The following is a 24,258-nucleotide window of genomic DNA, read 5'->3' on the forward strand; positions in this document are numbered from 1 at the left end:
CGGCACATTAGCTAAGAAGGGATTTCGTCGTGCGTCGGCTTCGGATTGCCACAGCCCTGATCATCAGCCTGCTGACCCTGTTCTGCCTGCTCCCGGCTGCGGCCGAAGACGCCGGCGGCTGGTCGGTGCTGCTCGACGAACAGGCCAATCTGCAGCTTTCCGACGTACGCTCCGAGCGTTACCGCAACCAGTTCAGCCCCCTGCCGCTCGACGAACTGGACGCCGCCCTCCCCGACCAGGCCCTGTGGCTGCACTACCGCCTGGAACCCGGCGAGCAGGAGCAGTTGCTGCGCATCTTCGCCCCCGACCTGTCACGTATCGACCTCTACGCCCTCGAAGGCGGCAAGCTGCTGCGCCTGCTGCACCACGGGCGCCAGGGCGAGACCAGCACCTTGTCGATCAATGGCAGCGACCACGTGTTGCCACTTCCACGCAGCAGCCAGGCGGTGGATGTATACCTGCGGCTGGTGTCGGAACACCAGTTGCGCCCGGCCATCAGCCTGGAACCTGCCGCCGAGGCCGCATCCGACCAGCGCCAGCCGCTGCTGTTCGGCCTGCTGTTCGGTGGCCTGGTGATGCTGATCCTGCACAACCTGATCCGCTTCGCCTACAGCCGCTCCAGCACCACCCTGATCCTGGCGCTCTACCACGCCCTGATGCTGCTCAGCGCACTCATTCTGCTCAACCTCAGCGGCCCCTGGTGGCACCTGTGGTACAGCGCCCAGACCCCAGCCGCCTACCTGACCCTGATGCTGGCCGGGCTGTCCGGCCTCTACTTCACCCTGCATTTCTTCGCCCCCTGCAGCTCGACACGCATGAGCCGCCTGCTGCACGCAGAGATGCTGGTGGCCGCTGTCAGTGGCCTGGTGCTGCTGTTCGTCGACACCCTGCCGCTGAACCTGATGACCTACGCCCTGCTTGCCCTGGGTAGCCTGAGCATGCTGCTGGTCAGCAGCTATCACTGGTACAAGGGCTATGGCCCGGCGCGGCTGTTCGCCCTGGCCATGCTGGTGTACAACATCGGCGGCCTGGTGCTGCTGCCGGCACTGCTCGGCCTTACGCGCACCCCCACACCCTGGCTGCTGTGCATCCTGATGGTGCTGACTGTGGTCAGCGGCCTGCTGCTCAACCTGGCCGTCAGCGAGCGCCTGCGGCGCATCAGCGAGGAGCGCTTCCGCGCCAGCCGAGCCCTGGCCGCCAGCGATGCCGAGATCAACGCCAAGGCCGAGTTCCTGGCCAAGATCAGTCACGAGATCCGTACCCCCATGAACGGCGTGCTGGGCATGACCGAGCTGCTGCTGGGCACGCCACTGTCGGTCAAGCAGCGCGACTACGTGCAGACCATCCACAGCGCCGGCAACGAACTGCTCACCCTGATCAACGAAATCCTCGACATCTCCAAGCTCGAATCGCGGCAGATCGAACTGGACGACGTGCAGTTCGACCTCAACGCCTTGATCGAAGACTGCCTGAACATCTTCCGGGCCAAGGCCGAGCAGCAGAACATCGAGCTGATCAGTTTCACCCAGCCACAGGTGCCACGGGTGGTCAGCGGCGACCCGACCCGCCTGCGCCAGGCCCTGTCGAGCCTGCTCGACAATGCGCTGAAGAACACTGAACAGGGCGAGATCCTGCTGGTGGTGGCGCTGGACCAGCGCGGCGACACCCCGCGCCTGCGCATTGCCGTGCAGGACAGCGGCGCACCCATGGCGCCGGCCGAGCGCGACGCCCTGCTGCAGGCCGAACTGCACAGCCGCCACTTCCTCTCCAGCAACAAGCTCGGCGGCCACCTCGGGCTGGTGATCGCCAAGCAGCTGATCGGCCTGATGCAGGGGGAGTTCGGCATCAAGACCAGCACCAGCATGGGCAACACACTGTGGCTGACGCTGCCGCTCGACCCGCACCGTCTGGAGCAACCGCCGACCGACCTCGACAGCCCGCTGCGCGACGCGCGGGTGCTGGTGGTCGACGACAACGACACCTGCCGCAAGGTCCTGGTGCAGCAATGCAGCGCCTGGGGCATGAACGTCAGCGCCGTGCCTTCCGGCAAGGAGGCGCTGGCCCTGCTGCGCACCAAGGCGCACCTGCGCGACTATTTCGACGTGGTGCTGCTCGACCAGAACATGCCCGGCATGACCGGCATGCAGCTGGCAGCGAAGATCAAGGAAGACCCAAGCCTGAACCACGACATCCTGGTGGTCATGCTCACCGGCATCAGCAATGCGCCGAGCAAGGTCATCGCCCGCAATGCCGGGGTCAAGCGCATCCTTGCCAAGCCCGTGGCCGGCTACACGCTCAAGACCACCCTGGCCGAAGAGCTGGCCCTGCGCGGCCGCGAACTGGCCGCACCGCCATTGCCACCGGGCATCCAGCAACCCCTGGACCTGCCGCACGACTTCCGCGTACTGGTGGCCGAGGACAACAGCATCTCGACCAAGGTCATCCGCGGCATGCTCGGCAAGCTCAACCTCGAACCGGACACCGCCAGCAATGGTGAAGAGGCCCTGCAGGCGATGAAAGCCAAGCGCTACGACCTGGTGCTGATGGACTGCGAAATGCCGGTGCTCGACGGTTTCTCCGCCACGCAACAGTTGCGAGCCTGGGAAACCGCCAACCAGCGCCCGCGCACCCCGGTGGTGGCGCTGACCGCGCACATCCTCGCCGAACACAAGGAACGCGCACGCCTGGCCGGCATGGACGGGCACATGGCCAAGCCGGTGGAACTGTCGCAGCTGCGTGAGCTGATCCAGTTCTGGGCGGGGCAGCGCCAGGTAGTGACCGCGCCTCTCGAGTGATGCGACTGGCCCTTTCGCCGGCAAGCCGGCTCCCACACTGACCGCGCTAACCTCGAGGCAAGCATCGTAGCTGTGGGAGCTGGCTTGCCAGCGATGAGGCCAGCACTGACAACATAAGACAGTTGCTCCCACACTGGCCGCGCCGACCTCGAAGCAAGCATCGTACCTGTGGGAGCTGGCTTGCCAGCGATGAGGCCAGCACTGACAACATAAGACAGTTGCTCCCACACTGGCCGCGCCGACCTCGAGGCAAGCATCGTAGCTGTGGGAGCTGGCTTGCCAGCGATGAGGCCAGCACTGACAACATAAGACAGTTGCTCCCACACTGGCCGCGCCGACCTCGAGGCAAGCATCGTACCTGTGGGAGCTGGCTTGCCAGCGATGAGGCCAGCACTGACAACATAAGACAGTTGCTCCCACACTGGCCGCGCCGACCTCAAGCCTTGTGCAGTTCCTGTAGGAGCCGCCCGGCTACAGGGGCGCGAAGCGGCCCCAACAGCCGTCAAACCTGCTGATACACTTGCCCGCACCTACTCCCGCTGCGGACCCACCCCCATGCTCCATGAGTTGTTCAGCGTCTACCTGAAAATGCTCGTGCTCTACAGCCCGTTCTTCGTGCTGTCGTGCTTCATCAGCCTGACCCGAGGCCATTCCAGCAAGGAGCGCAAGCAACTGGCCTGGCGCGTGGCCATCGCCACGCTCATCGCCAGTGTGCTGCTGTACCTGTTCGGGCGGGTGATCTTCGGCGTGTTCGGCATCACCGCCGACGCCTTCCGTATCGGCGCCGGTTCGGTGCTGTTCATCTCGGCGCTGGCCATGGCCCAGGGCAAGTCGGCGATCCAGACCGACAATGTGCAGCAGGACGTGACCATCGTGCCGCTGACCATCCCGCTGACCGTCGGCCCGGGCACCATCGGTGCGCTGTTGGTGATGGGGGTGGGCCAACCGCACTGGGACGACAAGCTGCTGGCCATCGTCAGTATCGCCCTGGCCAGCTTCACCGTCGGCCTGGTGCTGTACCTCTCGCACCGCATTGAACGCCTGCTCGGCGACCAGGGCCTGCAGATCGTCAGCCGGCTGATGGGCCTGTTCGTCTGCGCCCTGGCGGCGCAGATCATCTTTACCGGGATCAAGGGCTACATGGTGCCGTAACGCGCCTCAGATCTCGAAGGACAGGATCTGCTGCCGGGCAACCTTCTCCAGGCGCTGCTCCACCAGGCTGCGATACGCCTGGTCGAACAAGCGCGTATTGAAGCGCACCAGCTCTGCCTGCACCCGCGTCGCTTCACGACTGCGAAGCAAAAAACCGGTGTTGAGCATGTCGCGTTCGCAGTGTTCGCGGTAGAGCACCAGGTCCACATATCCCGGCTTGCTGGGTGCACACGGCAACAGTTGAAAAACCCCGCGCTCGCGGGTTCGTTGCTCGAAGTTGAGCAAGGCCCAATCACTCCGGGCCAACCCCGCCATCGCCAGCCCCAGTGCGGTCGCGTAGTGCTCACCCGCCGTGGCATCGATGCGCCGCAACGCGGCATTGACGATACCGGGGCGCTCGAGCCCAGGCCAATGCACCTGCTCGGCCGACAAGCCATCCCATCCGTAATACTGCAGTTGCCTGCGGTAGTGGCTGAACCAGTCGGTCACCAATCCCTGCTCATGGTCGGTACGCGTCACGCGCTCCGCCATCAACGCCGCCAGCTGCACCGCGCTGCGCTGCGCGGGCGTAACGCCAGGCAAGAACGCGACCAGGCTGCTGCCCGCCACCGCCGCTCTGTACTTGTTCATGATGCATGCCCCCTTGTCAGCGCCCGGCCTTGTCTGCCGGGCAAGCCTGGCCACCGCCACAAAGGACGGCGACCACGGTTCATGGATCAGAAATCGTATTGCAGCACGTTCTCGAAACGACGATCACCCAAGCGCTTCTCCACATGCTCGCGCACGCGGGCATAGTGATGATTGTTGAAGGTGAGCAACGCGGTACCCGAGTAGTGGTAGGTGTCGATGCTTTTCCATTCGAAGGCCACGGTATCCAGATCGCGGCTCATGCCCTTGGTGCTGACGGCGGTCTGCACCATCATCAGTTGCCCGTCTTCGGTTTCAAGGCAAGCCGCCAGGCCAATGGTCCCGACCAGCTTGTCCTTGAAGTTGTGCTTGAAGATGTCCTGGGCCTCGGTAATTTGCCCCAGGCCTTCAAGGGCAGCCTCGGCCACTTTGCCGATGGCCTCGGCCACCGGCCCACCGAACGCGGCCTGGCCTACAACGCGCATGGCCTTGAAGGCGACGGCGCCCAGCGTGAGGGACTGCGAGTCAGAGATTTCGCGCTCGTAGGTACGACGCACGGTCAGCCAGCCCAAGTCCTCCATCACTTTCAGGTTCTGCTTGTACCAGGCCTCGCTCTGGTTCTCGCTGTCATACAGCCTGGAAGCCACAAGCGAGGCGAACTGGTACGAATTCATGACGTCGGTACGATTCTGCAGGCTCATACCGGCAGCGAAGGCCATCAGCGACTGCTCGACGACGGCAGCGGAATGGGTATCGGCGATCAGGTTATTGCTCATCATGCATATCCTTGAGTCAGAACCCGGCGGATGCCGGGTGAGACTCGAAGACTATGCAGGTAAGAATGTGCCGTTCAGCAGGCCAGCCTTCCTCGCAGGTCAGGCTTTCGCGGGGTACCAGCGCGGCGTGTAGACCCACTGGTTGCCGTCGGCACGGGGGAAGGTGCAGGTGGTCGACGAACCGACCAGCACCATGGTGCGCATGTCGACCATCTCGGGCACCAGCTCGCCCAAGGTGACTGTCCTGAGGGTCTGCCCCGGGCGCCCGATGTCACGCCCCAGCACTACCGGCGTATGCCCCTCACGATGGCGGCGCACCACTTCCAGTGCATGGCCCAGCTGATGCGGCCGCGACCTGGAAATCGGGTTGTAGAACGCCAGCACCAGGTCGGCCTGGGCTGCCAGGTCGAGGCGTTTCTCGATGATCGACCAGGGTTTGAGGTTGTCCGACAGCGACATCACGCAGAAGTCGTGGCCCAAGGGTGCACCGGCTTGTGCGGCGGTGGCCAGAGAGGCAGAGACGCCTGGCAGGATCTCAAGATCGACCCGCTGCCAGGCCGGGTCACTGGATTCGTGCAGCGCCTCGAGTACCGCGGCAGCCATGGCGAACACGCCCGGGTCGCCCGACGACACCACCACCACCGAGCGCCCTTGCGCCGCCAGCTCGAACGCATGGCGGGCACGCTGCATCTCTTCGCGGTTGTCGGTGCAGTGCAGCACCTGGTCGTCGCGGAACGGGCCGGCCATGCGCACGTAGGTTTCATAGCCCAGCACATCCTGGGCCCGGGCCAGTTCGGCCTTGACCGCCGGCACCATCAACTCGGCGGCGCCAGGGCCCAGGCCGATCACGGCCAGGCGGCCACGACGGCGACCCAGTTGCGCGCTGTCGACCGGCATTGCAGCAACCGCCACAGCCAACCCGGCATGGGTTTCGACCCGCGCCTGCGGCAGCGTATCGGCCAGCATCTGTTCAAGGCTGCTGGCAGCAGGGGCGAAGCGCAGGGCAAGGTTCAGGCTTTGCGCAGCCTCGTGCAGAGCCGGCTCGGCCATGTCGGCTTCGCTTGCCAGCAAGCAGGCCAGCGCCGCTTCGGCGATACCCGCCGCCTGCAAGGCTTCACGCACCTGCTGGGCCAGGTCGGCGCCACCGGCAGCAACCGCCACCACCACGCAACGGGCATGGATCACCAGCTCATCCCGGTTGGCCGGGCGCGCCGCACTGCCCACATGGAGGGTGCGCTGCGCGTTGTCGCTGACCGGCAACTGGGCACGGTCGAGCCAGGGTGCATCGCCTTCGATGCGCAGCGCTTCCCCGGCCAGCAGGTCGGAGACAAAACGCTTGCCCTGCTCCAGGTCCGCCAGGGCATAGCCCTCTGGCGGGTTGAGCAGGCAGGTGCCGAAACGCAGCTCACCACTGGTGGTGATCGCGGCAGTCACGCCCAATGCCTCGGCGATTTCCCGAGCCATGACATTGACCCCGCCCAGCCCACCGAGCAGCGGCACCACGGCGCTGCCGTCCTCGGCCACGGCCAGCACCGGCGGCTCTGTGCCTTTCTCGTCGAGCAGCGGCGCCAGGCTGCGGATCACGATACCGGCCGCGCACAGGGCGATGATCGGGGTGTCCTGCCGATACAGGACCCGCAGGGTGTCGCCGAATGCGCTGTAGTAGCTGTCGGCCCCTTCCACGCGCCCTTGCAGGCCATGGATCACCGCCTGTGGATAACGTTGCTGAATGCGCTGCGCGGTCGCCAGGCTGCCGGGGCCGAGAATGACGATGGCCGGTGCGTTGTTCATCCCTGCCATTTTTCACCCGGCACGATGATCAGCGAGAAGTACGGCGAGGACTGCGGGTCTACCTGGTCCAGCGGCACGATTTTCTGGTTGGCCATGGTCGCACGCTCGACGTACAGCGCGCGGCCATCCATGCCCAGTTCGGTGAGCGCCTGGCGAACCTTGGGGAAGTTGCGCCCCAGCTTCATGATCACCGCCGCATCGGCATCGGCCAGGCGCCGCTTGAGCTCGTCGGCAGGCAGCACGCCGGAGAGCACGGTCAGGGTCTGGTTGCGATACACCAGTGGCGCGCCCAGCACCGAGGCACCGCCGAGCATCGAGCAGACGCCCGGGATCACCTGGGCCTCGTAGCGCGACGCCAGGCGGTCATGCAGGTACATGTAGGAGCCGTAGAAGAACGGGTCGCCCTCGCAGATCACCGCCACGTCGCGGCCGGCGTCGAGGTGTTCGGCCACCTGCACACTGGCTTCGTCGTAGAAGTCGCTGATCACCTGCTCGTAGGACAGCGGCGCCGGCAGCGCTTCGGTGGTCACCGGGTACACCAGCGGCAGCAGGGTCTGCTCGGCCTGCAGGTGCGCCTCGATGATGCCGAAGGCATTGCCACGCTTGCCCTTGGCCACGAAGTACGCCACCACCGGCGCTTCACGCAGCAGGCGCAGGGCCTTGACCGTGATCAGTTCGGGGTCGCCAGGGCCCACGCCCAGGCCCAGCAGTCGTCCGCGAGCCTGCATCATTCCACCTCCGTGGCGAGGGCATTGACCGCGGCGGCGGCCATGGCGCTGCCGCCCAGGCGGCCCTGCATGATCACGAAAGGCACGCCGCGGCTGTCGGCGGCAAGCATGGCCTTGGACTCGGCAGCCCCGACAAAGCCGACCGGGAAGCCAAGGATCAGCGCAGGCTTGGGTGCACCGGCATCGATCATTTCCAGCAGGTAGAACAACGCAGTCGGCGCGTTGCCGATCACCACCACGCTGCCTTCCAGGTGCGGGCGCCACAGCTCCAGGGCCACCGCCGAGCGGGTGTTGCCCTCGGCCTTGGCCAGCTCCGGCACGCTGGGGTCGCGCAGGGTGCAGATCACCGGGTTGTTCGCCGGCAGGCGCGCGCGGGTGATGCCTTCGGCGACCATGTGCGCGTCACACAGGATCGGCGCCCCCTTGGCCAGGGCTTCACGCCCAGCGGTGCCGGCGCCCTCGGAGAACTGCAGGCCGTCGATGGCCTCGACCATGCCGCAGGCATGGATCACGCGCACGGCGAGCTTCTCCAGGTCGGCGGGAATGCGCTCGAGCCGGGCCTCCTCGCGAATGATGCGGAATGAATTGCGATAGATCTCCTGACCATCGCGGATGTAATCAATCATCAAGGTGCTCCGTCGGCAGGTCGAGCATGGCGCCTGCTTCTTCTGGGGTGAGGTTGGCGGCGCGCAGCCTGCCGAAACCCGGCAGGCGCGCATCGCGCAGGTAAAGGTCGTAGCGGCCCGGGGCGCAGGCCAGCAAGGTGGCCGGGGCGACATGGGCCACGGCGCAGGAACGGGGGCAGGCGGACAGGTGCACGCTGGCGGGGGCACCATGCTGCAGCCGGGCGGCCAGGGCAACGGCGTCAGCCTTGGTGTCGGCCAGGCCCTTGGCACAGCCGCTGGAGCCGGTGCAGGCGGTGACACGGGCCAGTGGCTGGTCAGGGGCGCAGAGCAGGCCCAGCGCCGCGAGCTGAACGCGAGCCTGGTCGATAGCGTTCTGGGCTACCGAAGTCAGCACCAGGCTCTGCCAGGGGCTCAGGCGCAGGCTGCCGTCCCCCCACTGCCGGGCAATGTGCGCAGCACCACGCAGCATGGCCGGGGTCAGGCGCCCCAACGGCGGGGCCACGCCTAGGGCCACGCCTTGACCTTGCGCCAACACGCCCAGCCAGGCGCCCGGTGCCTGAGCACGCCGCCAGCTCCGCACGGCATCGTCGCGGCGGATGTCCAGCCCATCTATGAACTGCTCGACGCTGCAGGTCGCCAGCAACTGACGCATGCGCGACTGCTCGGGCGTGGCCAGGTCGAGAAAGCGCGCAAGCACTGCCCTGACCAGCGCCAACCCCTGCTCCACCGGCACCGCGCCCACTGGCGGGTCGACCGGGCAGCCGGCCAGGCCGAACATCAGCCAGGTGCGCTGCTCCAGCCGTGCGGCGCACAGCCACAGGTCATGGGGGTGTTCGAGCATCGCCAGCCCTTCACCGCCGTCGAGCTGCACGGCGAACTTGGCCGACAGCTCATGGAAGCGTGGTGTGCCTTCGAGCAGGTCGAGGATCTGCCCGGCCAAGGGCCGGGTGTCGAACAGCATGCTCGGGTCGAGCCCGGCCAGCGGGCTGAGCATCAGGTTGCGCACATCGTCGCCGGCCGCCTCGCGCGGGCCCAGGCCCGCCGCCAGCAGGTATTCAACCAGCCCGTGGTGGTCGTTGCCGATGCCACGGATCTGCAGGTTGCCGCGGTTGGTCGCCTCGATCACCCCGCCAGCGAAGCGCTCGGCGGCGTCGGCCACGGCCTCGGCCTGGTCAGCCAGCAGCAGCCCGCCGGGCAGCTTGATCCGGCAGATGCCGCCATCGCGCGCGGCGACGACGCGCCACAACCCCGGGCAGGCCGAGGGACGAGGCGTAATGTTGGGGGGCTGGGCCTGCTTCAAAGGGGCATCCGGCAATCGTGAAGGTGCGCTTCAGTGTAGAAGGCGCGGTATTATGCCTGCTTTGTCCGGCGGCATGAAAAGCCGGTGGTCGAGCATCTGCTGCGATTGAGCAGAAATTCTGAACCGCATCGCCTGCTTCGCGGGTAAACCCGCTCCCACAGCATCACATCCTGCACCTGTGGGAGCGGGTTTACCCGCGAAGAGGCGCGAAGCGGCTCCAACATTGGCGGAACGAAACACATGGCCCCCTGGCTCACAGTTATAGGCATCGGCGAAGACGGCTTCAGCGGCTTGGGCAAGCAGGCCCGACGCGCCCTGCTGGCGGCCGCGCACATCGTCGGCAGCCCGCGCCAGCTGGCCCTGCTGCCCCACTGCGCGAGCGCCGAGCAGATCCACTGGCCCAGCCCGTTTTCGCTGGAGCCGGTGTTGGCCCTGCGCGGCCAGCCGGTGTGCGTGCTGGCCAGCGGCGACCCGATGTTCTATGGCGTCGGCGCCAGCCTGGCGCGCCAGTTGCCCAGCAGCGAGATGCAGGTGCTGCCAATGCCCTCCTCCTGCGCCCTCGCCGCCGCCCGCCTGGGCTGGCCGTTGCAGGACGTGCAGGTGGTCTCGGTGGTCGCCCGTCCGCTGGCCGCGCTCAATGCCCACCTGTTCAGCGGCCTGCGCCTGCTGGTGCTGAGCAACGACCAACACAGCCCGGCCGCCATCGCCGCGCTGCTGCGCGAACGCGGCTTCGGCCCGAGCCGCCTGCAGGTGTTCGAGCATCTCGGCGGGCCACTGGAGCGCCAACTGAGCGGCACGGCCGAAGACTGGCCACACGCCGACATCGCCGCGCTGAACCTGGTGGCCATCGATTGCCAGGCCAGCGCCGATGCCCCACGCCTGCCCCGCGTCGCTGGCCTGCCGGACAGCGCCTTCCGTCATGACGGCCAACTGACCAAACGCGATGTGCGCGCCATCACCCTGGCCCGCCTGGCGCCGCAACCCGGCGAACTGCTGTGGGACGTGGGCGCCGGCTGCGGCTCGATCGGCATCGAGTGGATGCGTGCCCACCCCAGCTGCCGCACCCTGGCCATCGAGGCCGACGAAGGCCGCCAGGGCTTCATCGAACACAACCGCGATGCCCTGGGGGTGCCCGGCCTGCAGCTGATTCGTGGCAAGGCCCCACAGGCGCTTCACGACCTGGAGCGCCCCGATGCGATCTTCATCGGCGGCGGCGTCACCGGCGAAGGCGTGCTGGCCCTGTGCTGGGAACGCCTGCGCCCTGGCGGGCGGCTGGTGGCCAATGCCGTGACCTTGCAGAGCGAAGTCGCCCTGGCGCAGTTCCGCGAACTGCATGGCGGCGAACTGACCCGCATCCATATCGCCCACACCCAGCCGTTGGGCAGTTTCGACACCTGGCGCCAGGCGCTGCCGATCACCCTGCTCGACGTGGTCAAGCCTCTCGATGCGTGAAGAAACCCGTGAACAACCCGCGCCCCTGCGCAGCGGCCTGACCACTGGCAGCTGCGCCACCGCCACCAGCCTTGCGGCAGCACGCCTGCTGCTGACCGGCCAGCACCATGATGCGGTGCACATCACCCTGCCCAAGGGCAAGGTGGTAGAGATGCGCCTGGAGTTCTGCCGCGCCTGCGCAGACGGCGCCGAGGCCGGCACGCTCAAGGATGCCGGCGACGATCCGGATGTCACCCATGGTGCGCTGCTCTATAGCCAGGTGCGCCTGCTCGCCGAACCCGGCATCCGCTTTGTCGCCGGGCAAGGCGTGGGGACCGTGACCCGCCCGGGCCTGGTACTGGGTGTTGGCGAGCCCGCGATCAACCCGGTGCCGCGGCGGATGATCAGCGAGCACTTGCAGCAGTTGGCAAACGAATGTGCCTACGCCGGAGGTTTCGAAGTCACGGTCAATGTCCGCGACGGTGAAGCCCTGGCCCTGAAGACCATGAACCCGCGCCTGGGCATCCTCGGCGGGCTGTCGATCCTCGGCACCAGCGGCATCGTCCGGCCGTTCTCCTGCGCGGCCTATATCGCCTCGATCCACCAAGGCATCGATGTTGCCCACACCAACGGCTACACCCACATCGCCGCGTGCACCGGCAACGCCAGCGAAGACACCATGCGCCGGGTGTACGGCCTGCCCGAAATCGCCCTGATCGAGATGGGCGACTTCGTCGGCGCCGTGCTCAAGCACCTGCGCAAGGTGCCGGTACCGCGCCTGAGCCTGTGCGGCGGCTTCGGCAAGATCAGCAAGCTGGCCGCCGGGCACATGGACCTGCACAGCCGCCATTCGAGCATCGACCTGCCACAGCTGGCCGGCTGGGCCGCCGACATTGGCGCCGACGCAGCCTTGCAAGCGGCCATCGTCGGCGCCAACACCAGTCAGCAGGCCCTCGCCCTGGCCCACGCCGCCGGTATCGCCCTGGGCGACGAGGTCTGCCGCCATGCGCTGGCCTTCGCCCGCAGCGTGGTGCCGGCCCAGGTGCAGGTGGAGGTGTTCGCCATCGACCGCCAGGGCGGCATCGTCGGCAAGGCGGGCGTGCAATGAAGAGGCGCATCCTGCTGCTGGGCGGGGTTACCGAGGCCCTGGCCATCGCCCGCACGCTCGGGCCGCAGCATGTCTACAGCCTCGCCGGCATCGGCCGCGTGCCCCAGGACCTGGCCTGCCAGGTGCGGGTCGGTGGCTACGGCGGCGCCGAGGGCCTGGCGCGTTACCTGGGTGAGGAAGGGATCGAGCTGCTGGTAGATGCCACTCACCCCTATGCTGCGCAGATCAGCCAGAACGCCGCACAGGCTGCGGCCATGGCCGGCATTCCCTGTTGGGCACTCAGGCGCCCGGCCTGGCAGGCGCAACCGGGGGACGACTGGCGCGAGGTGGCGGGCTGGGATGAGTTGATCGAGGCGCTGGCGCCGTTCCAGCGACCGCTGTTTACCCTCGGGCGCGAGCCGCTGCAACATCTGGACGAGATTCCTTTGCATCAGTTCTGGACCCTGCGCGCCCTTGAGGCTTGCCCGGGTAATGAGCGCTGCGAGGTGATCGGTGCGCGTGGGCCGTTCCGTATCGACGATGAGCGCGCGCTGTTCGAACGCCGGCAGATCGATGTGCTGGTGAGCAAGAACAGCGGCAGTACGGCGACTGAGCCGAAGCTGGAAGTCGCGCGCGAACGGGGGGTGCCGGTGTTGGTGCTCAAGCGGCCGGTACTGCCGGAGGTGGAGCGGGTTTTCGAAGGTCCGAAAGAGCTACTTGAAGCGCTGGAAACACGCTGAAACTTGCCGGAATCCTTGGACATACATTGCCGCTTTGTGCTGCGAGGTTCATGAGGCATGTTTCCACCTTCAACAGCAGCGCATTCGGGATGATCGCGTCAGGGCTGCAAGGTGCCCGCCTGAAATTTTTCAGCGCCTGTGAGATCGAGCGCCGCCCGCGCGGCGCATCGCTGGCAAGCCAGCTCCCACAGTTTGTTTCGGGCCAATGAGTCCTGTGAAAGTACCGCTGTCCGCCTTGGTGCATGTCTTGAGTCATGTGGAGCATCTTTAGCGACCACGCCAATACCGCGTCGCCCCAACAAAGGCGGACCAGGTGATGGCACAGAAAAAACTGGCCCGAAACAGATGTGGGAGCTGGCTTGCCAGCGATGCGCCGCGCGGGCGGCGCTCGATCTCACAGGCGCAGCAAAAGTTGTGGCGAGCACCTGGCAGCCCTGACACAAACATCCTGAGAATGCTAACCCTCAACAGTGGAGCAGCAGCCATGCCAGACCCAACCCAACTCCCCGAGCAATCAGAACTCTCCTACGCCGACTCTGGCTGGGATCGGTGGTTTGCTGCCGATACCGTAAGCGAGGACTACATCACCAACCGTGACCAACCTGTTGAACAGCAACCCCAGCACGCGCTCAGTTCAGAGCAGCACGCAACAGATGGCCCTGTGCCTTGATCTTGCCGTAAAATCCCCCCCCCTCTACTGGAAGGCTCCACCCATATGGAAATGCAATGGTGGATCTGGCTCGTCTTCGGCGTGGCCCTGATCCTGCTGGAACTGGTGCTCCCCACCTTCTTCATTCTCTGGTTCGGCATCGGCGCCGTGCTGGTGTCGTTCATCGCGCTGCTCGCCCCCAGCCTGCAACTGGATATGCAAGGGCTGCTGTGGGTAGTGTTCTCGTCCATCACCACCGTGCTGTGGTTCAAAGTGTTCCGCCGCAAGAAAGCGGACGTACGCTGGACCGCCGACAGCGTGATCGGCGAAGTCGGCCTGCTGACCGCCAGCGTCTCGCAATTCCAGAAAGGCCGCGTGCGCTTCCAGAAGCCGATCCTCGGCAACGAGGAATGGACCTGCGTCGCCGACAGCGACATCCCCGCCGGCGAGCGTGTTCGCCTGGCCGCCATCGAAGGCAATACCGCCCGGGTCACCCGGGCTTGAATCCGCACTAAAAGGAAGTTCGCAAACATGACCAGCCTCATCGTCGTCGCCACCCTCGCCGTATTCGTCCTGATCACCGTGTTCAAGGGGGTGCGCATCGTGCCCCAGGGCGAGGAATGGATCGTCGAACGCCTGGGCCGCTACCACAGCACTCTCAAGCCCGGCCTGAATATCGTCATCCCGTACATGGACGTGGTTGCCTACCGCCTGCCGACCAAGGACATCATCCTCGACGTGCAGCAGCAGGAGATCATCACCAAGGACAACGCGGTGATCGTCGCCAACGCCCTGTGCTTCGCCAAGGTCGTCGACCCTCAGAAAGCGTCCTACGGTGTGCAGAACTTCTCGTTCGCTGTCACCAGCCTGACCATGACCTCGCTGCGCGCCATCGTCGGCGCCATGGACCTGGACGAAGCGCTGTCCAGCCGCGAGCAGATCAAGGCACGCCTGCGTGAGGCGATGTCCGAGCAGACCGAAGACTGGGGCGTGACCGTGCGCTCGGTGGAGATCCAGGACATCAAGCCATCGCCGAGCATGCAGACCGCCATGGAACGCCAGGCAGCCGCCGAGCGTGAGCGTAAAGCCGATGTGACCCGCGCCGAAGGCAACAAGCAGGCCGCCATCCTCGAGGCCGAGGCACGCCTGCAAGCCGCCAAGCTGGATGCCGAGGCCCAGGTCAACCTGGCCGAGGCGTCGGCACGGGCGATCACCCTGGTGAAGGAAGCGGTGGGCAGCGAGACGGTGCCGGCCATGTACCTGCTGGGTGAGCGCTACATCGGCGCGATGGAGAACCTGGCTGCCAGCGACAATTCGAAAGTCGTGGTGCTGCCTGCGGACCTGCAAGAGACCGTGCGCGGTTTGATGGGCCGCGCCAAGGCCTGACATCACCGGCCCTGCGGGAGCGGGCATTGTGGGAGCAGGGGTTGTGGGAGCGGGCTTGCCCCGCGATGGGGCCCGCCCGGGCAACATCATTCCCAGGCCTGGCCCCATCGCGGGGCAAGCCCGCTCCCACAATGCCCGCTCCCACGAACGTGCGGTGATCTGCCCCAGGTGCGGCACTTCACCGCACCCCGGCATTTTTACCTATACTCCGCCGTACAATAGCCCCCACGATTCCTGACCGGATCTCTCCATGCCCCCACGTCGGCACATCGCCTGGATAGCCTGCCTTGCAGTGCTGTTCAACCTGCTGGCCATGCCGCTGTCCTCTGCCGTGCCCAAGGGCCCGGCCGAGCAGCTGCTGTGGGGGGCTTTCTGTTCGAGCATGGCGAACAAGGCCAAAGTCGATGTACAGGCCCTGGCCAAGATCGACCTCGGGCCGCAAAGCGATGACAGCGCCAGCATGATGAACTGCTGGTGCTGCTCGGGCGCCGCGCCTTTGCTGGCCTTGCCCGGCTACCCGCCACAACTGCACAACCCGCCGTTGCTGCTGGCCGGGCACATCCCGCACCTCGCCGACTACCAGCCCACGCCGCGCCAGTTATGGCCCGCGCTCAATCCCCGTGCCTCTCCGCTGGCCTGATGTTCACTACGCTGTCCATCAGAACCTGAACAGACCGGAGATTCACCCATGCTCAAGCAAGCCCTTGTCCTGGCCGCCCTGTTGCTGCCCGGCGCCTATGCCAACGCCCATGAATACAAAGTGGGCGACCTGCACATCGCCCACCCGTGGTCGCTGGAGCTGCCGCCGAACGCGCCCAACGTGGCGGCCTACTTCGTCGTGCACAACAACGGCAAGGCCGATGACCGCCTGCTCTCGGTGGACAGCCCCATCACCGATGATGCCCAACTGCACGAACACGTGATGAGCGCCGCCGGCGCCATGAAGATGCAACACGTGCAAAGCGTGGTGGTACCGGCCGGCAAGGATGTGGTGTTCGCCCCCAGCGCCTACCACGTGATGATCATGCAGCCCAAGGACCGCAGCCTGCTCACCGACGGCAAGCGCTTCCCGCTGACCTTGCACTTCGAAAAAGCCGGTGACGTCACCGTCGACGTGGCCGTGCAGAAGCAGCCACCGGCCGACCAGCCCGCGTCGCACGAACACGCACACTGATCAGCTGACTGGCGCTCACCATGAGCCTGCCGCGCAACAGCTCAACCCGCAGCACCCGCCCTGATCGCAGGCGCGTCGGTGGCGGCTGGCTGAGCCTGTTCGCCATGTGGATGATCTTCATCGGCCCACTGGTTTCCCAGTCGATGCCGATGGAGCACCACGCCGGCATGTCCATGCCGATGGACATGTCGATGGCCATGCCCATGGAACATGGCCACGATCATCACCAGGGCCACGGCAACGATGGCCAACTGCATGTGATGTGGGAAAAGTGCGGCTACTGCAGCCTGCTGTTCAACTGCCCCGCCCTGCCTCAGACCCTCAGCCCGCTTACCGCGGGCAGCGTACTCCCACCCGTCCACCTCGCCGTCGCCACGCGCCAGGGCCATGCCCGGCAGGCTGTATTCCCCGGCGCGCGCAGCCGCGCGCCCCCCACCTCGATCGTCGTCTGAAACCACTTTTTACTGCCCGAAGCCAGGAGGCTTCGCGCTGACTCACGACTGATCGACTGGAATCACTATGTCCGGCTGTACCCCTGTTTTTGCCCTTTCCCTGCGCGGGACCATCGCCCTGCTGTGCGGCTCACTGCTCGCACCCCTGGCCGTGGCCGCCGAAACCGGCCACGAAGGCCACACCCACGACGCTGCCGAGCTGAGCCCGACGGTGATCACCGCCATTGCCCCCAGCTCGCCACTGACCGTGGTCACCAACCCCAAGGACCCACGCCAGCCAGTGCCGGCCAGCGACGGCGCCGACTACCTCAAGACCATCCCCGGTTTCTCGGTGATCCGTGCCGGCGGCACCAACGGCGACCCGGTGCTGCGCGGCATGTTCGGCTCGCGCCTGAACATCCTCACCAACGGCGGCATGATGCTTGGCGCCTGCCCCGGCCGCATGGATGCGCCGACTTCGTATATCTCGCCGGAAACCTACGACCGCCTCACCGTGATCAAGGGCCCGCAAAGCGTGATCTGGGGCCCCGGTGGTTCCGCCGGGACCATCCTCTTCGAACGTGAACCGGAAAAGTTCGGCGAGCTCGGCAGCCGGGTCAACGCCAGCGTGCTGGTCGGCTCCAATGGCCGCTTCGACAAGGTGCTCGACGCCGCCGCCGGCAACTCGCTGGGTTACGTGCGCTTCGTCGGCAACCAGTCGCATTCCGACGATTTCGATGACGGCAACGGCGACACCGTGCCCTCGCGCTGGGACAAGTGGAACGGTGATGCCACCGTCGGCTGGACCCCGGACGCCGACACCCTGCTGGAGCTGACTGCCGGCAAGGGCGACGGCGAGGCCCGTTCCGCCGGGCGCGGCATGGACGGCTCGCAGTTCGAGCGCGAAAGCCTCGGCCTGCGTTTTGAAAAGTCCAACCTCGGCGAGGTGCTCGACAAGGTCGAGGCGCAGGTCTACTACAACTACGCCGACCACGTGATGGACAACTACAGCCTGCGCACCCCGTCGGGCACCGGCATGATGGGCATGCCCATGGTCAGCAACGTCGACCGCCGCACCATGGGCGCACGGATCAAGGCCACCTGGCGCTGGGCCGACGTGCAGTTGATCAGCGGCATCGACGCACAGACCAACGAGCACCGCCAGCGCGGCGGCATGGGCATCGATGCGCACAAGGGCAAACCCTGGACCAAGGACGCCGACTTCCACAACTACGGCGCCTTCGGCGAACTGACCTGGTACGCCACAGGTGTTGACCGCCTGATCACCGGCGCCCGCCTGGACCGTGCCTCGGCCCGTGACTTCCGCAAGGCCAGCCCGACTCAGGGTGACACTCGCGCCGACACCCTGCCCAGCGGCTTCGTGCGCTACGAGCACGACCTGGCGGCGATCCCCGCGACCACCTACATCGGCCTCGGCCATGCCCAGCGCTTCCCCGACTACTGGGAGCTGTTCTCGCCCAAGCTGGCCCCGGCCGGCTCGGCGAACGCCTTCGACGGCATCAAACCGGAGAAAACCACCCAGCTCGACTTCGGCATCCAGTACCAGGGCGAACGCCTCGAGGCCTGGGCCTCGGGCTACGTCGGCCAGGTGCGCGACTACATCCTGTTCGACTACCGCCGCACCATGATGGGTGGCTACACCTCCCAGGCACAGAACATCGACGCCCGCATCATGGGCGGCGAACTGGGCGCGGCCTACAAGCTCACGGAAAACTGGAAGGCCGACGCCACCCTGGCCTACGCCTGGGGCAAGAACAGCAGCGACGGCAAGGCGCTGCCGCAGATGCCACCCCTGGAAAGCCGCCTGGGCCTGACCTACAGCCAGGACGCCTGGAGCGTCGGCACGCTGTGGCGGCTGGTGGCCGAGCAGAACCGCATCGCCGAGAACCAGGGCAACGTGGTGGGCAAGGACTACGGCAAGAGCGCCGGCTTCGGCGTGTTCTCGCTCAACGGCGCCTACAAGGTGAACAACAACCTCAAGCTCAGCGCGGGCGTCGACAACCTGTTCGACAAGGCCTACGCCGAGCACCTGAACCTGGCAGGGAATGCCGGGTTCGGCTATCCGGCGAACTCGACTCAGCCGGTGAACGAGCCAGGCAGGACCTTCTGGACCAAGGTCGACTTCAGCTTCTGACAACAACAAACGGGCGCGGGGCCTGACCGCGCCCAACTCAGGTCTACGGGAGGCTCCCATGAGCAAACCAAACGTATCGTTCTACAACCTGGCCTGGCGCTGGCATTTCTATGCCGGGCTGTTCGTCGCGCCGTTCATGATCCTGCTGGCGATCACCGGGATCATCTACCTGTTCAAGCCACAGCTCGACCCGCTGATGTACCGCGACTTGATGGTGGTCGAGGCCGGCCACCACCGGAAAAGCGCCGACACCCTGCTGGCCAACGTGCGCCAGGCTTATCCACAGGGGCATGTGGGCCAGTACCTGCCGCCGCTGGACGCCGAGCGCAGCGCGCAGTTCGTGGTGCACGACGGCGGGCACGAACTCAATGTGTTCGTCGACCCGTACAGCGGCAAGGTGCTGGGCGAGCAGGACGGCAAGCAGAACCTGCAAGCCATCGCCCGCGCCCTGCATGGCGAGCTGATGGTCGGCACGCTCGGTGACCGGCTGGTGGAACTGGCGGCCGGCTGGGGCATCGTCCTGGTCGTGTCCGGCCTCTATTTATGGTGGCCACGCGGGCGCAGCAGCGCCGGGGTGCTGTGGCCACGCTTGAGCGCACGCGGCCGAGTGCTGTGGCGCGACCTGCACGCGGTCACCGGTTTCTGGGGCTCGGCCCTGTTGCTGCTGATGCTGATCAGCGGCATGACCTGGACTGGCCTGTGGGGCAAGCAGTACGCCGACCTGTGGAACCGATTCCCGGCGGCCATGTGGAACGACGTGCCGAAGTCGGACAAGCAAGCGGGCGAGCTGAACGACGCCCACCGCCAGACCGTACCCTGGGCGCTGGAAAACACGCCGATGCCGGTGTCTGGCGCCCATGCCGAGCACGCCGGCCATCACATGGCCGACCAGGCGCCCGCCGCGCCGCAGGTCAGCCTGCAGCAGGTCGAGGATGTCGCCACCCTGCGCCAGGTCGCGCCGGGCTACAGCATCACCTTGCCAACCACGGCCGACGGTGTGTTCACCATCGCGGTGTTCGCCGACGACCCGCGCAACGACGCCACCCTGCATGTCGATCAGTACACCGGCAAGGTGCTGGCCGACGTGCGCTGGCAGGACTACAGCCCGGTGGCCCGCGCTACCGAACTTGGCGTGATGTTGCACGAGGGCAAGATGTTCGGGCCGTTGAACCAGATCGTCATCCTGCTGGTGTGCCTGATGATCCTGCTGGGGTCGGTGAGCGGGCTGGTGATGTGGTGGAAGCGCAAGCCCGCCAGTGGCCTGGGCGTGCCGCCGCTGCGCCATGACCTGCCGCGCTGGAAGACCGCCGTGGGGGTGATGGTGGTGCTGGGCGTGGCGTTTCCGCTGGTGGGGCTTTCGATGGTGGTGATGTGGGTAGTCGATAATCTCGTGATGCGCCGGCACAGGGCCATGGCCCAAGCCTGACTCCGCGCCGGCCCCTTCGCGGGTAAACCCGCTCCCACAGGTTCAACGGCGTTCTCAGAACCTGTGGGAGCGGGTTTACCCGCGAAGAGGCCGGCGCGGGCAACCATTGATTCCGATCATGCCGAGCACCAGGCTGCATCGCCAAAATCGTGTCGATCTGTCGCGCCCCCATCTGGAACGGGCGTGTTAGCCTACCCGGCTACCTCTGACAAGAAGACTGACCCTCAATGGAATGCAGCCTATGACCCGGACCTCCTCCACCCCTGCTGAAGACCAGCACCTGCAACGCAACCTGACCAACCGTCACATCCAGCTCATCGCTATCGGCGGTGCCATCGGCACCGGCCTGTTCATGGGCTCGGGCAAGACCATCAGCCTGGCCGGCCCGTCGATCATCTTCGTCTACATGATCATCGGCTTCATGCTGTTCTTCGTCATGCGCGCCATGGGCGAACTGCTGCTGTCAAACCTCAACTACAAATCGTTCATCGATTTCTCCGCCGACCTGCTCGGCCCCTGGGCCGGCTACTTCACCGGCTGGACCTACTGGTTCTGCTGGGTGGTCACCGGCATCGCCGACGTGGTGGCGATCGCCGCCTATACCCAGTTCTGGTTCCCCGACATGCCGCAGTGGATCCCCGCGCTCAGCTGCGTGGCGCTGTTGCTGTCGCTGAACCTGGTGACAGTGAAGCTGTTCGGCGAGATGGAGTTCTGGTTCGCCCTGATCAAGATCGTCGCCATCCTCGGCCTGGTGGTCACCGGCCTGTACATGGTCATCACCGGTTTCCAGTCGCCCGGCGGCGACACCGCGAGCCTGGCCAACCTGTGGAACGACGGCGGCATGTTCCCCCACGGCCTGATGGGCTTCTTCGCCGGCTTCCAGATTGCCGTGTTCGCCTTCGTCGGCATCGAGCTGGTGGGCACCACTGCCGCTGAAGCCAAGAACCCCGAGCGCACCCTGCCCCGGGCGATCAACTCGATCCCGATCCGCATCATCGTGTTCTACGTGCTGGCCCTGGTGGCGATCATGGCGGTCACGCCATGGCGCGACGTGGTGCCGGGCAAGAGCCCGTTCGTTGAGCTGTTCATGCTGGCCGGCCTGCCGGCGGCGGCGAGCATCATCAACTTCGTGGTGCTCACCTCGGCGGCCTCGTCGGCCAACAGCGGAGTGTTCTCCACCAGCCGCATGCTGTTCGGCCTGGCCCAGGAAGGCGATGCGCCCAAGGCCTTCGAGAAACTGTCGCGCCGTGCGGTGCCGGCCAATGGCTTGTACTTCTCCTGCGCCTGCCTGCTGCTGGGCGCGGTGCTGATCTACCTGGTGCCCGACGTGGTCGAGGCGTTCACCCTGGTGACCACGGTGTCGGCGGTGCTGTTCATGTTCGTCTGGACGCTGATCCTGCTGTCGTACCTGAGCTACCGCAAACACCGTGCGGCGCTGCATGAAGCGTCGAGCTACAAGATGCCCGGCGGGCGCTTCATGTGCTACGTGTGCCTGGTGTTCTTCGCCGGCATCCTGGTGCTGCTGAGCCTGCGTGACGACACCCGCCAGGCGCTGGTGGTGACGCCGATCTGGTTTGTGCTGCTGGCGGTGACTTATCAGTTCGTGCGCAGCAAGCGCCAGCCGCGTGCGGCGGTGGGTGAAGCCTCTAACCGCTGATCCAGCCAGAGACCTGATTTCGCAAGCGCGCGGCGCTCACTGTGGGAGCGGGTTTACCCGCGAAGAAGGCAACGCGGTGGATGGCACCGGCTTCGCCGGTGTTCGCGGCTAAAGCCGCTCCCACAGGTCCCTGCTAAACGGTAAGTTATGCGCAGTCCTGTAGGAGCGGCCTTGTGTCGCGAAAGGGCTGCAAAGCAGCCCCGGCGATTTTCAGCCTTGCTCAAACCCCACAAGCACGGCCTCGGCCAGCGCCAACCCTTTCTCCAGCGAATTCTCCGTAGCCGTCAGCAAACTGCGCAACGGCTCCCCGGCCTTGTCCAACGCTGCGGCATTGGTCTCATACGCCGCCTTCAACGCCGCCACGGCGCACACCAGCGCATCCTCGCTATCGACCCCGGCATGCACCGAAAGCATCGGGTCATGGGCGTGATTGCAGGTGCCGAAATGGGAACAGGCGGTAACGGGGCGGGGTTTGCAAATGGCGGGATTGACCCGCGATTCCGGGTTCATGGCTGCACCTCTCGCTGAGGGGCATCGATGAGAGGTGCGCCAGCGACAGGCGCGAACGGTGGATCTGGAACGATCTTCTTGAGCATGGTGCTACTCCTTGCAGCCTTCTGAAGTGTTTCTCCGTGCCCACACGCCAATGTGGGTGGACGGAGCCGTGCGGGTTGGCGTTGCCGGTCAGAAGTTCCGGTGAGCCCGAAGGCTCCCACACACGGCTCCGCCCATAACGGGTGCAACCATGCAGGACACAACTATCGCAGGTGCGATGTGTCCGGTTCTGACAACGGGACGCCAATCCCGAACCGCAGAAACTACTGGGGTGCGGCACGGTACTCAAGTACCGCTTATGTGTCAAAAGTGTTCACGGCCCCAGGCCCCAATCCTGTGCAGGCCAATCCGGCAAGCACCATCCTGGACACCCCAAACGCCCCGATTCGTCGCACAACCGCTCTATCACAAGCCTTCCGCCGCTCGGCACAGCCTTTGCAATCTCCGATCTGCCAGCACCACAACCTCACATCGGAGTGACCAAATGAAGCGACGCAGTCTGATCAAGGCCTTCACCCTCAGCGCATCGATCGCGGCGATGGGCCTGAGCTGGAGCATCCAGGCCGCCGAGACCATCAAGGTCGGCATCCTGCATTCGCTGTCGGGCACCATGGCGATTTCCGAGACCTCGCTCAAGGACATGGCGCTGATGACCATCGACGAGATCAACGCCAAGGGCGGGGTCAACGGCAAGCAGCTCGAAGCGGTGGTGGTGGACCCGGCGTCCAACTGGCCACTGTTCGCCGAAAAGAGCCGCCAGCTGCTGACCCAGGACAAGGTGGCGGTGGTGTTCGGCTGCTGGACTTCGGTGTCGCGCAAATCCGTGCTGCCGGTGTTCGAGGAGCTCAACGGCCTGCTGTTCTACCCGGTGCAGTACGAGGGTGAAGAGATGTCGCCGAACGTGTTCTACACCGGCGCCGCGCCTAACCAACAGGCGATCCCGGCGGTGGAGTACCTGATGAGCGAAGACGGCGGCAGCGCCAAGCGCTTCTTCCTGCTGGGCACCGATTACGTGTACCCGCGCACCACCAACAAGATCCTGCGCGCCTACCTGCACAGCAAGGGCGTGGCCGACAAGGACATCGAAGAGGTGTACACGCCGTTCGGCCATGCCGATTACCAGACCATCGTCGCCAACATCAAGAAGTTCTCCGCCGGCGGCAAGACGGCGGTCATCTCCACGGTCAACGGCGACTCCAACGTGCCGTTCTACAAAGAGCTGGCCAACCAGGGCCTGAAGGCCACCGAGGTGCCGGTGGTGGCGTTCTCGGTGGGGGAGGAAGAGCTGCGCGGCATCGACACCAAGCCATTGGTGGGGCACCTGGCGGCGTGGAACTACTTCGAGTCGGTGGAGAACCCGGTCAACCAGAAATTCGTCGCCGACTGGAAGGCCTACGCCAAGGCCAAGAACCTGCCGGGCGCCGACAAGGCGGTGACCAACGACCCGATGGAAGCCACCTACGTGGGCATCCACATGTGGGCGCAGGCCGCCGAGAAGGCCAAGTCCACGGATGTGGACAAAGTGCGCGAGGCGCTGGCCGGGCAGAGCTTCAAGGCGCCGTCGGGCTTCACCCTGACCATGGACAAGACCAACCACCACCTGCACAAGCCGGTGATGATCGGCGAGATCCAGGATGACGGGCAGTTCAGCGTGGTGTGGCAGACCGAACAGCCGCTGCGGGCGCAGCCGTGGAGCCCGTTCATTCCGGGGAACGACAAGCGGCCTGACTATGCGGTGAAGGGCAACTGACGCCATCGCGGGGCAAGCCCGC

21 protein-coding genes are annotated in these 24,258 nt (G+C 65.8%); 14 read left to right on the plus strand and 7 right to left on the minus strand.

Features of this window, described 5'->3' with window-relative positions; all coding sequences use genetic code 11:
* The first annotated feature begins 29 nt into the window (after positions 1-29).
* Positions 30-2,795, plus strand: a complete 2,766-nt coding sequence (locus LOY51_RS23965; RefSeq protein WP_258643355.1) for a hybrid sensor histidine kinase/response regulator — start codon at positions 30-32, stop codon at positions 2,793-2,795.
* A 555-nt stretch (positions 2,796-3,350) separates the two neighbouring features.
* On the plus strand, positions 3,351-3,947 hold the full coding sequence (gene tspR, locus LOY51_RS23970; RefSeq protein WP_125860584.1) for a type III secretion system genes modulator TspR: 597 nt from the start codon (positions 3,351-3,353) through the stop codon (positions 3,945-3,947).
* A gap of 6 nt (positions 3,948-3,953) precedes the next feature.
* Here tspR and LOY51_RS23975 read toward each other — a convergent pair whose 3' ends face one another.
* The 6 genes from LOY51_RS23975 to cobG form a co-directional block, all read right to left on the minus strand.
* On the minus strand, positions 3,954-4,577 hold the full coding sequence (locus tag LOY51_RS23975) for a hypothetical protein (protein ID WP_125860586.1): 624 nt from the start codon (positions 4,575-4,577) through the stop codon (positions 3,954-3,956).
* 86 nt (positions 4,578-4,663) lie between these two features.
* Positions 4,664-5,353, minus strand: a complete 690-nt coding sequence (locus LOY51_RS23980) for a hypothetical protein (protein WP_258643357.1) — start codon at positions 5,351-5,353, stop codon at positions 4,664-4,666.
* A gap of 96 nt (positions 5,354-5,449) precedes the next feature.
* Positions 5,450-7,141 (minus strand): precorrin-3B C(17)-methyltransferase, encoded by a 1,692-nt coding sequence (cobJ, locus tag LOY51_RS23985; RefSeq protein ID WP_258643359.1) that lies wholly within the window; start codon positions 7,139-7,141, stop codon positions 5,450-5,452.
* On the minus strand, positions 7,138-7,872 hold the full coding sequence (locus tag LOY51_RS23990; RefSeq protein ID WP_258643361.1) for a precorrin-2 C(20)-methyltransferase: 735 nt from the start codon (positions 7,870-7,872) through the stop codon (positions 7,138-7,140). Before LOY51_RS23990 ends, cobJ begins: the two co-directional genes overlap by 4 nt.
* Positions 7,869-8,495, minus strand: coding sequence for a precorrin-8X methylmutase (locus tag LOY51_RS23995; RefSeq protein ID WP_110992948.1), 627 nt, complete (start codon positions 8,493-8,495; stop codon positions 7,869-7,871). The genes LOY51_RS23990 and LOY51_RS23995 overlap by 4 nt, the downstream gene beginning before the upstream one ends.
* Positions 8,488-9,810: a precorrin-3B synthase gene (gene cobG / locus LOY51_RS24000; protein ID WP_125860594.1), complete on the minus strand. Its 1,323-nt coding sequence runs from the start codon at positions 9,808-9,810 to the stop codon at positions 8,488-8,490. Before cobG ends, LOY51_RS23995 begins: the two co-directional genes overlap by 8 nt.
* A 225-nt stretch (positions 9,811-10,035) precedes the next feature.
* Between cobG and cbiE the strand changes: the two genes are divergently transcribed.
* The 11 genes from cbiE to cycA all read left to right on the plus strand — a co-directional run bounded on the left by cbiE (position 10,036) and on the right by cycA (position 21,931).
* Complete coding sequence (gene cbiE / locus LOY51_RS24005) at positions 10,036-11,247, plus strand: precorrin-6y C5,15-methyltransferase (decarboxylating) subunit CbiE (RefSeq protein ID WP_258643365.1); 1,212 nt, start codon at positions 10,036-10,038, stop codon at positions 11,245-11,247.
* On the plus strand, positions 11,240-12,334 hold the full coding sequence (locus LOY51_RS24010) for a cobalt-precorrin-5B (C(1))-methyltransferase (RefSeq protein WP_125860597.1): 1,095 nt from the start codon (positions 11,240-11,242) through the stop codon (positions 12,332-12,334). The genes cbiE and LOY51_RS24010 overlap by 8 nt, the downstream gene beginning before the upstream one ends.
* On the plus strand, positions 12,331-13,053 hold the full coding sequence (locus LOY51_RS24015; protein ID WP_125860598.1) for a cobalt-precorrin-6A reductase: 723 nt from the start codon (positions 12,331-12,333) through the stop codon (positions 13,051-13,053). The genes LOY51_RS24010 and LOY51_RS24015 overlap by 4 nt, the downstream gene beginning before the upstream one ends.
* A gap of 715 nt (positions 13,054-13,768) precedes the next feature.
* Positions 13,769-14,206 carry an NfeD family protein gene (locus LOY51_RS24020; RefSeq protein WP_125465715.1) on the plus strand — a complete coding sequence of 146 codons (438 nt, stop codon included), beginning with the start codon at positions 13,769-13,771 and terminating at the stop codon, positions 14,204-14,206.
* Positions 14,207-14,233: 27 nt separating this feature from the next.
* Positions 14,234-15,088, plus strand: coding sequence for an SPFH domain-containing protein (locus tag LOY51_RS24025; RefSeq protein ID WP_125465716.1), 855 nt, complete (start codon positions 14,234-14,236; stop codon positions 15,086-15,088).
* A gap of 250 nt (positions 15,089-15,338) precedes the next feature.
* Positions 15,339-15,728, plus strand: a complete 390-nt coding sequence (locus LOY51_RS24030; RefSeq protein ID WP_125860602.1) for a DUF2946 domain-containing protein — start codon at positions 15,339-15,341, stop codon at positions 15,726-15,728.
* 48 nt (positions 15,729-15,776) lie between these two features.
* A complete protein-coding gene (locus tag LOY51_RS24035; RefSeq protein ID WP_125465718.1) occupies positions 15,777-16,262 on the plus strand; it encodes a copper chaperone PCu(A)C in 486 nt (161 codons plus the stop codon).
* Positions 16,263-16,282: 20 nt separating this feature from the next.
* Positions 16,283-16,714, plus strand: a complete 432-nt coding sequence (locus LOY51_RS24040; protein ID WP_258643368.1) for a DUF2946 domain-containing protein — start codon at positions 16,283-16,285, stop codon at positions 16,712-16,714.
* A gap of 67 nt (positions 16,715-16,781) precedes the next feature.
* Positions 16,782-18,848 (plus strand): TonB-dependent copper receptor, encoded by a 2,067-nt coding sequence (locus tag LOY51_RS24045; RefSeq protein ID WP_258643370.1) that lies wholly within the window; start codon positions 16,782-16,784, stop codon positions 18,846-18,848.
* 58 nt (positions 18,849-18,906) lie between these two features.
* Complete coding sequence (locus LOY51_RS24050) at positions 18,907-20,274, plus strand: PepSY-associated TM helix domain-containing protein (RefSeq protein ID WP_258643371.1); 1,368 nt, start codon at positions 18,907-18,909, stop codon at positions 20,272-20,274.
* 241 nt (positions 20,275-20,515) lie between these two features.
* Positions 20,516-21,931 (plus strand): D-serine/D-alanine/glycine transporter, encoded by a 1,416-nt coding sequence (gene cycA, locus LOY51_RS24055; RefSeq protein WP_125860610.1) that lies wholly within the window; start codon positions 20,516-20,518, stop codon positions 21,929-21,931.
* Between the two features lie 210 nt (positions 21,932-22,141).
* Here the strand turns inward: cycA and LOY51_RS24060 are convergent, their stop codons facing one another.
* Positions 22,142-22,441: a hypothetical protein gene (locus LOY51_RS24060; RefSeq protein WP_258643372.1), complete on the minus strand. Its 300-nt coding sequence runs from the start codon at positions 22,439-22,441 to the stop codon at positions 22,142-22,144.
* Between the two features lie 529 nt (positions 22,442-22,970).
* Between LOY51_RS24060 and urtA the strand changes: the two genes are divergently transcribed.
* Positions 22,971-24,236 (plus strand): urea ABC transporter substrate-binding protein, encoded by a 1,266-nt coding sequence (gene urtA / locus LOY51_RS24065; protein WP_258643373.1) that lies wholly within the window; start codon positions 22,971-22,973, stop codon positions 24,234-24,236.
* Positions 24,237-24,258 lie beyond the last annotated feature (22 nt).

This window comes from Pseudomonas sichuanensis (assembly GCF_024749065.1).
In the GTDB taxonomy this organism is placed as follows: Bacteria; Pseudomonadota; Gammaproteobacteria; order Pseudomonadales; family Pseudomonadaceae; genus Aquipseudomonas; species Aquipseudomonas sichuanensis.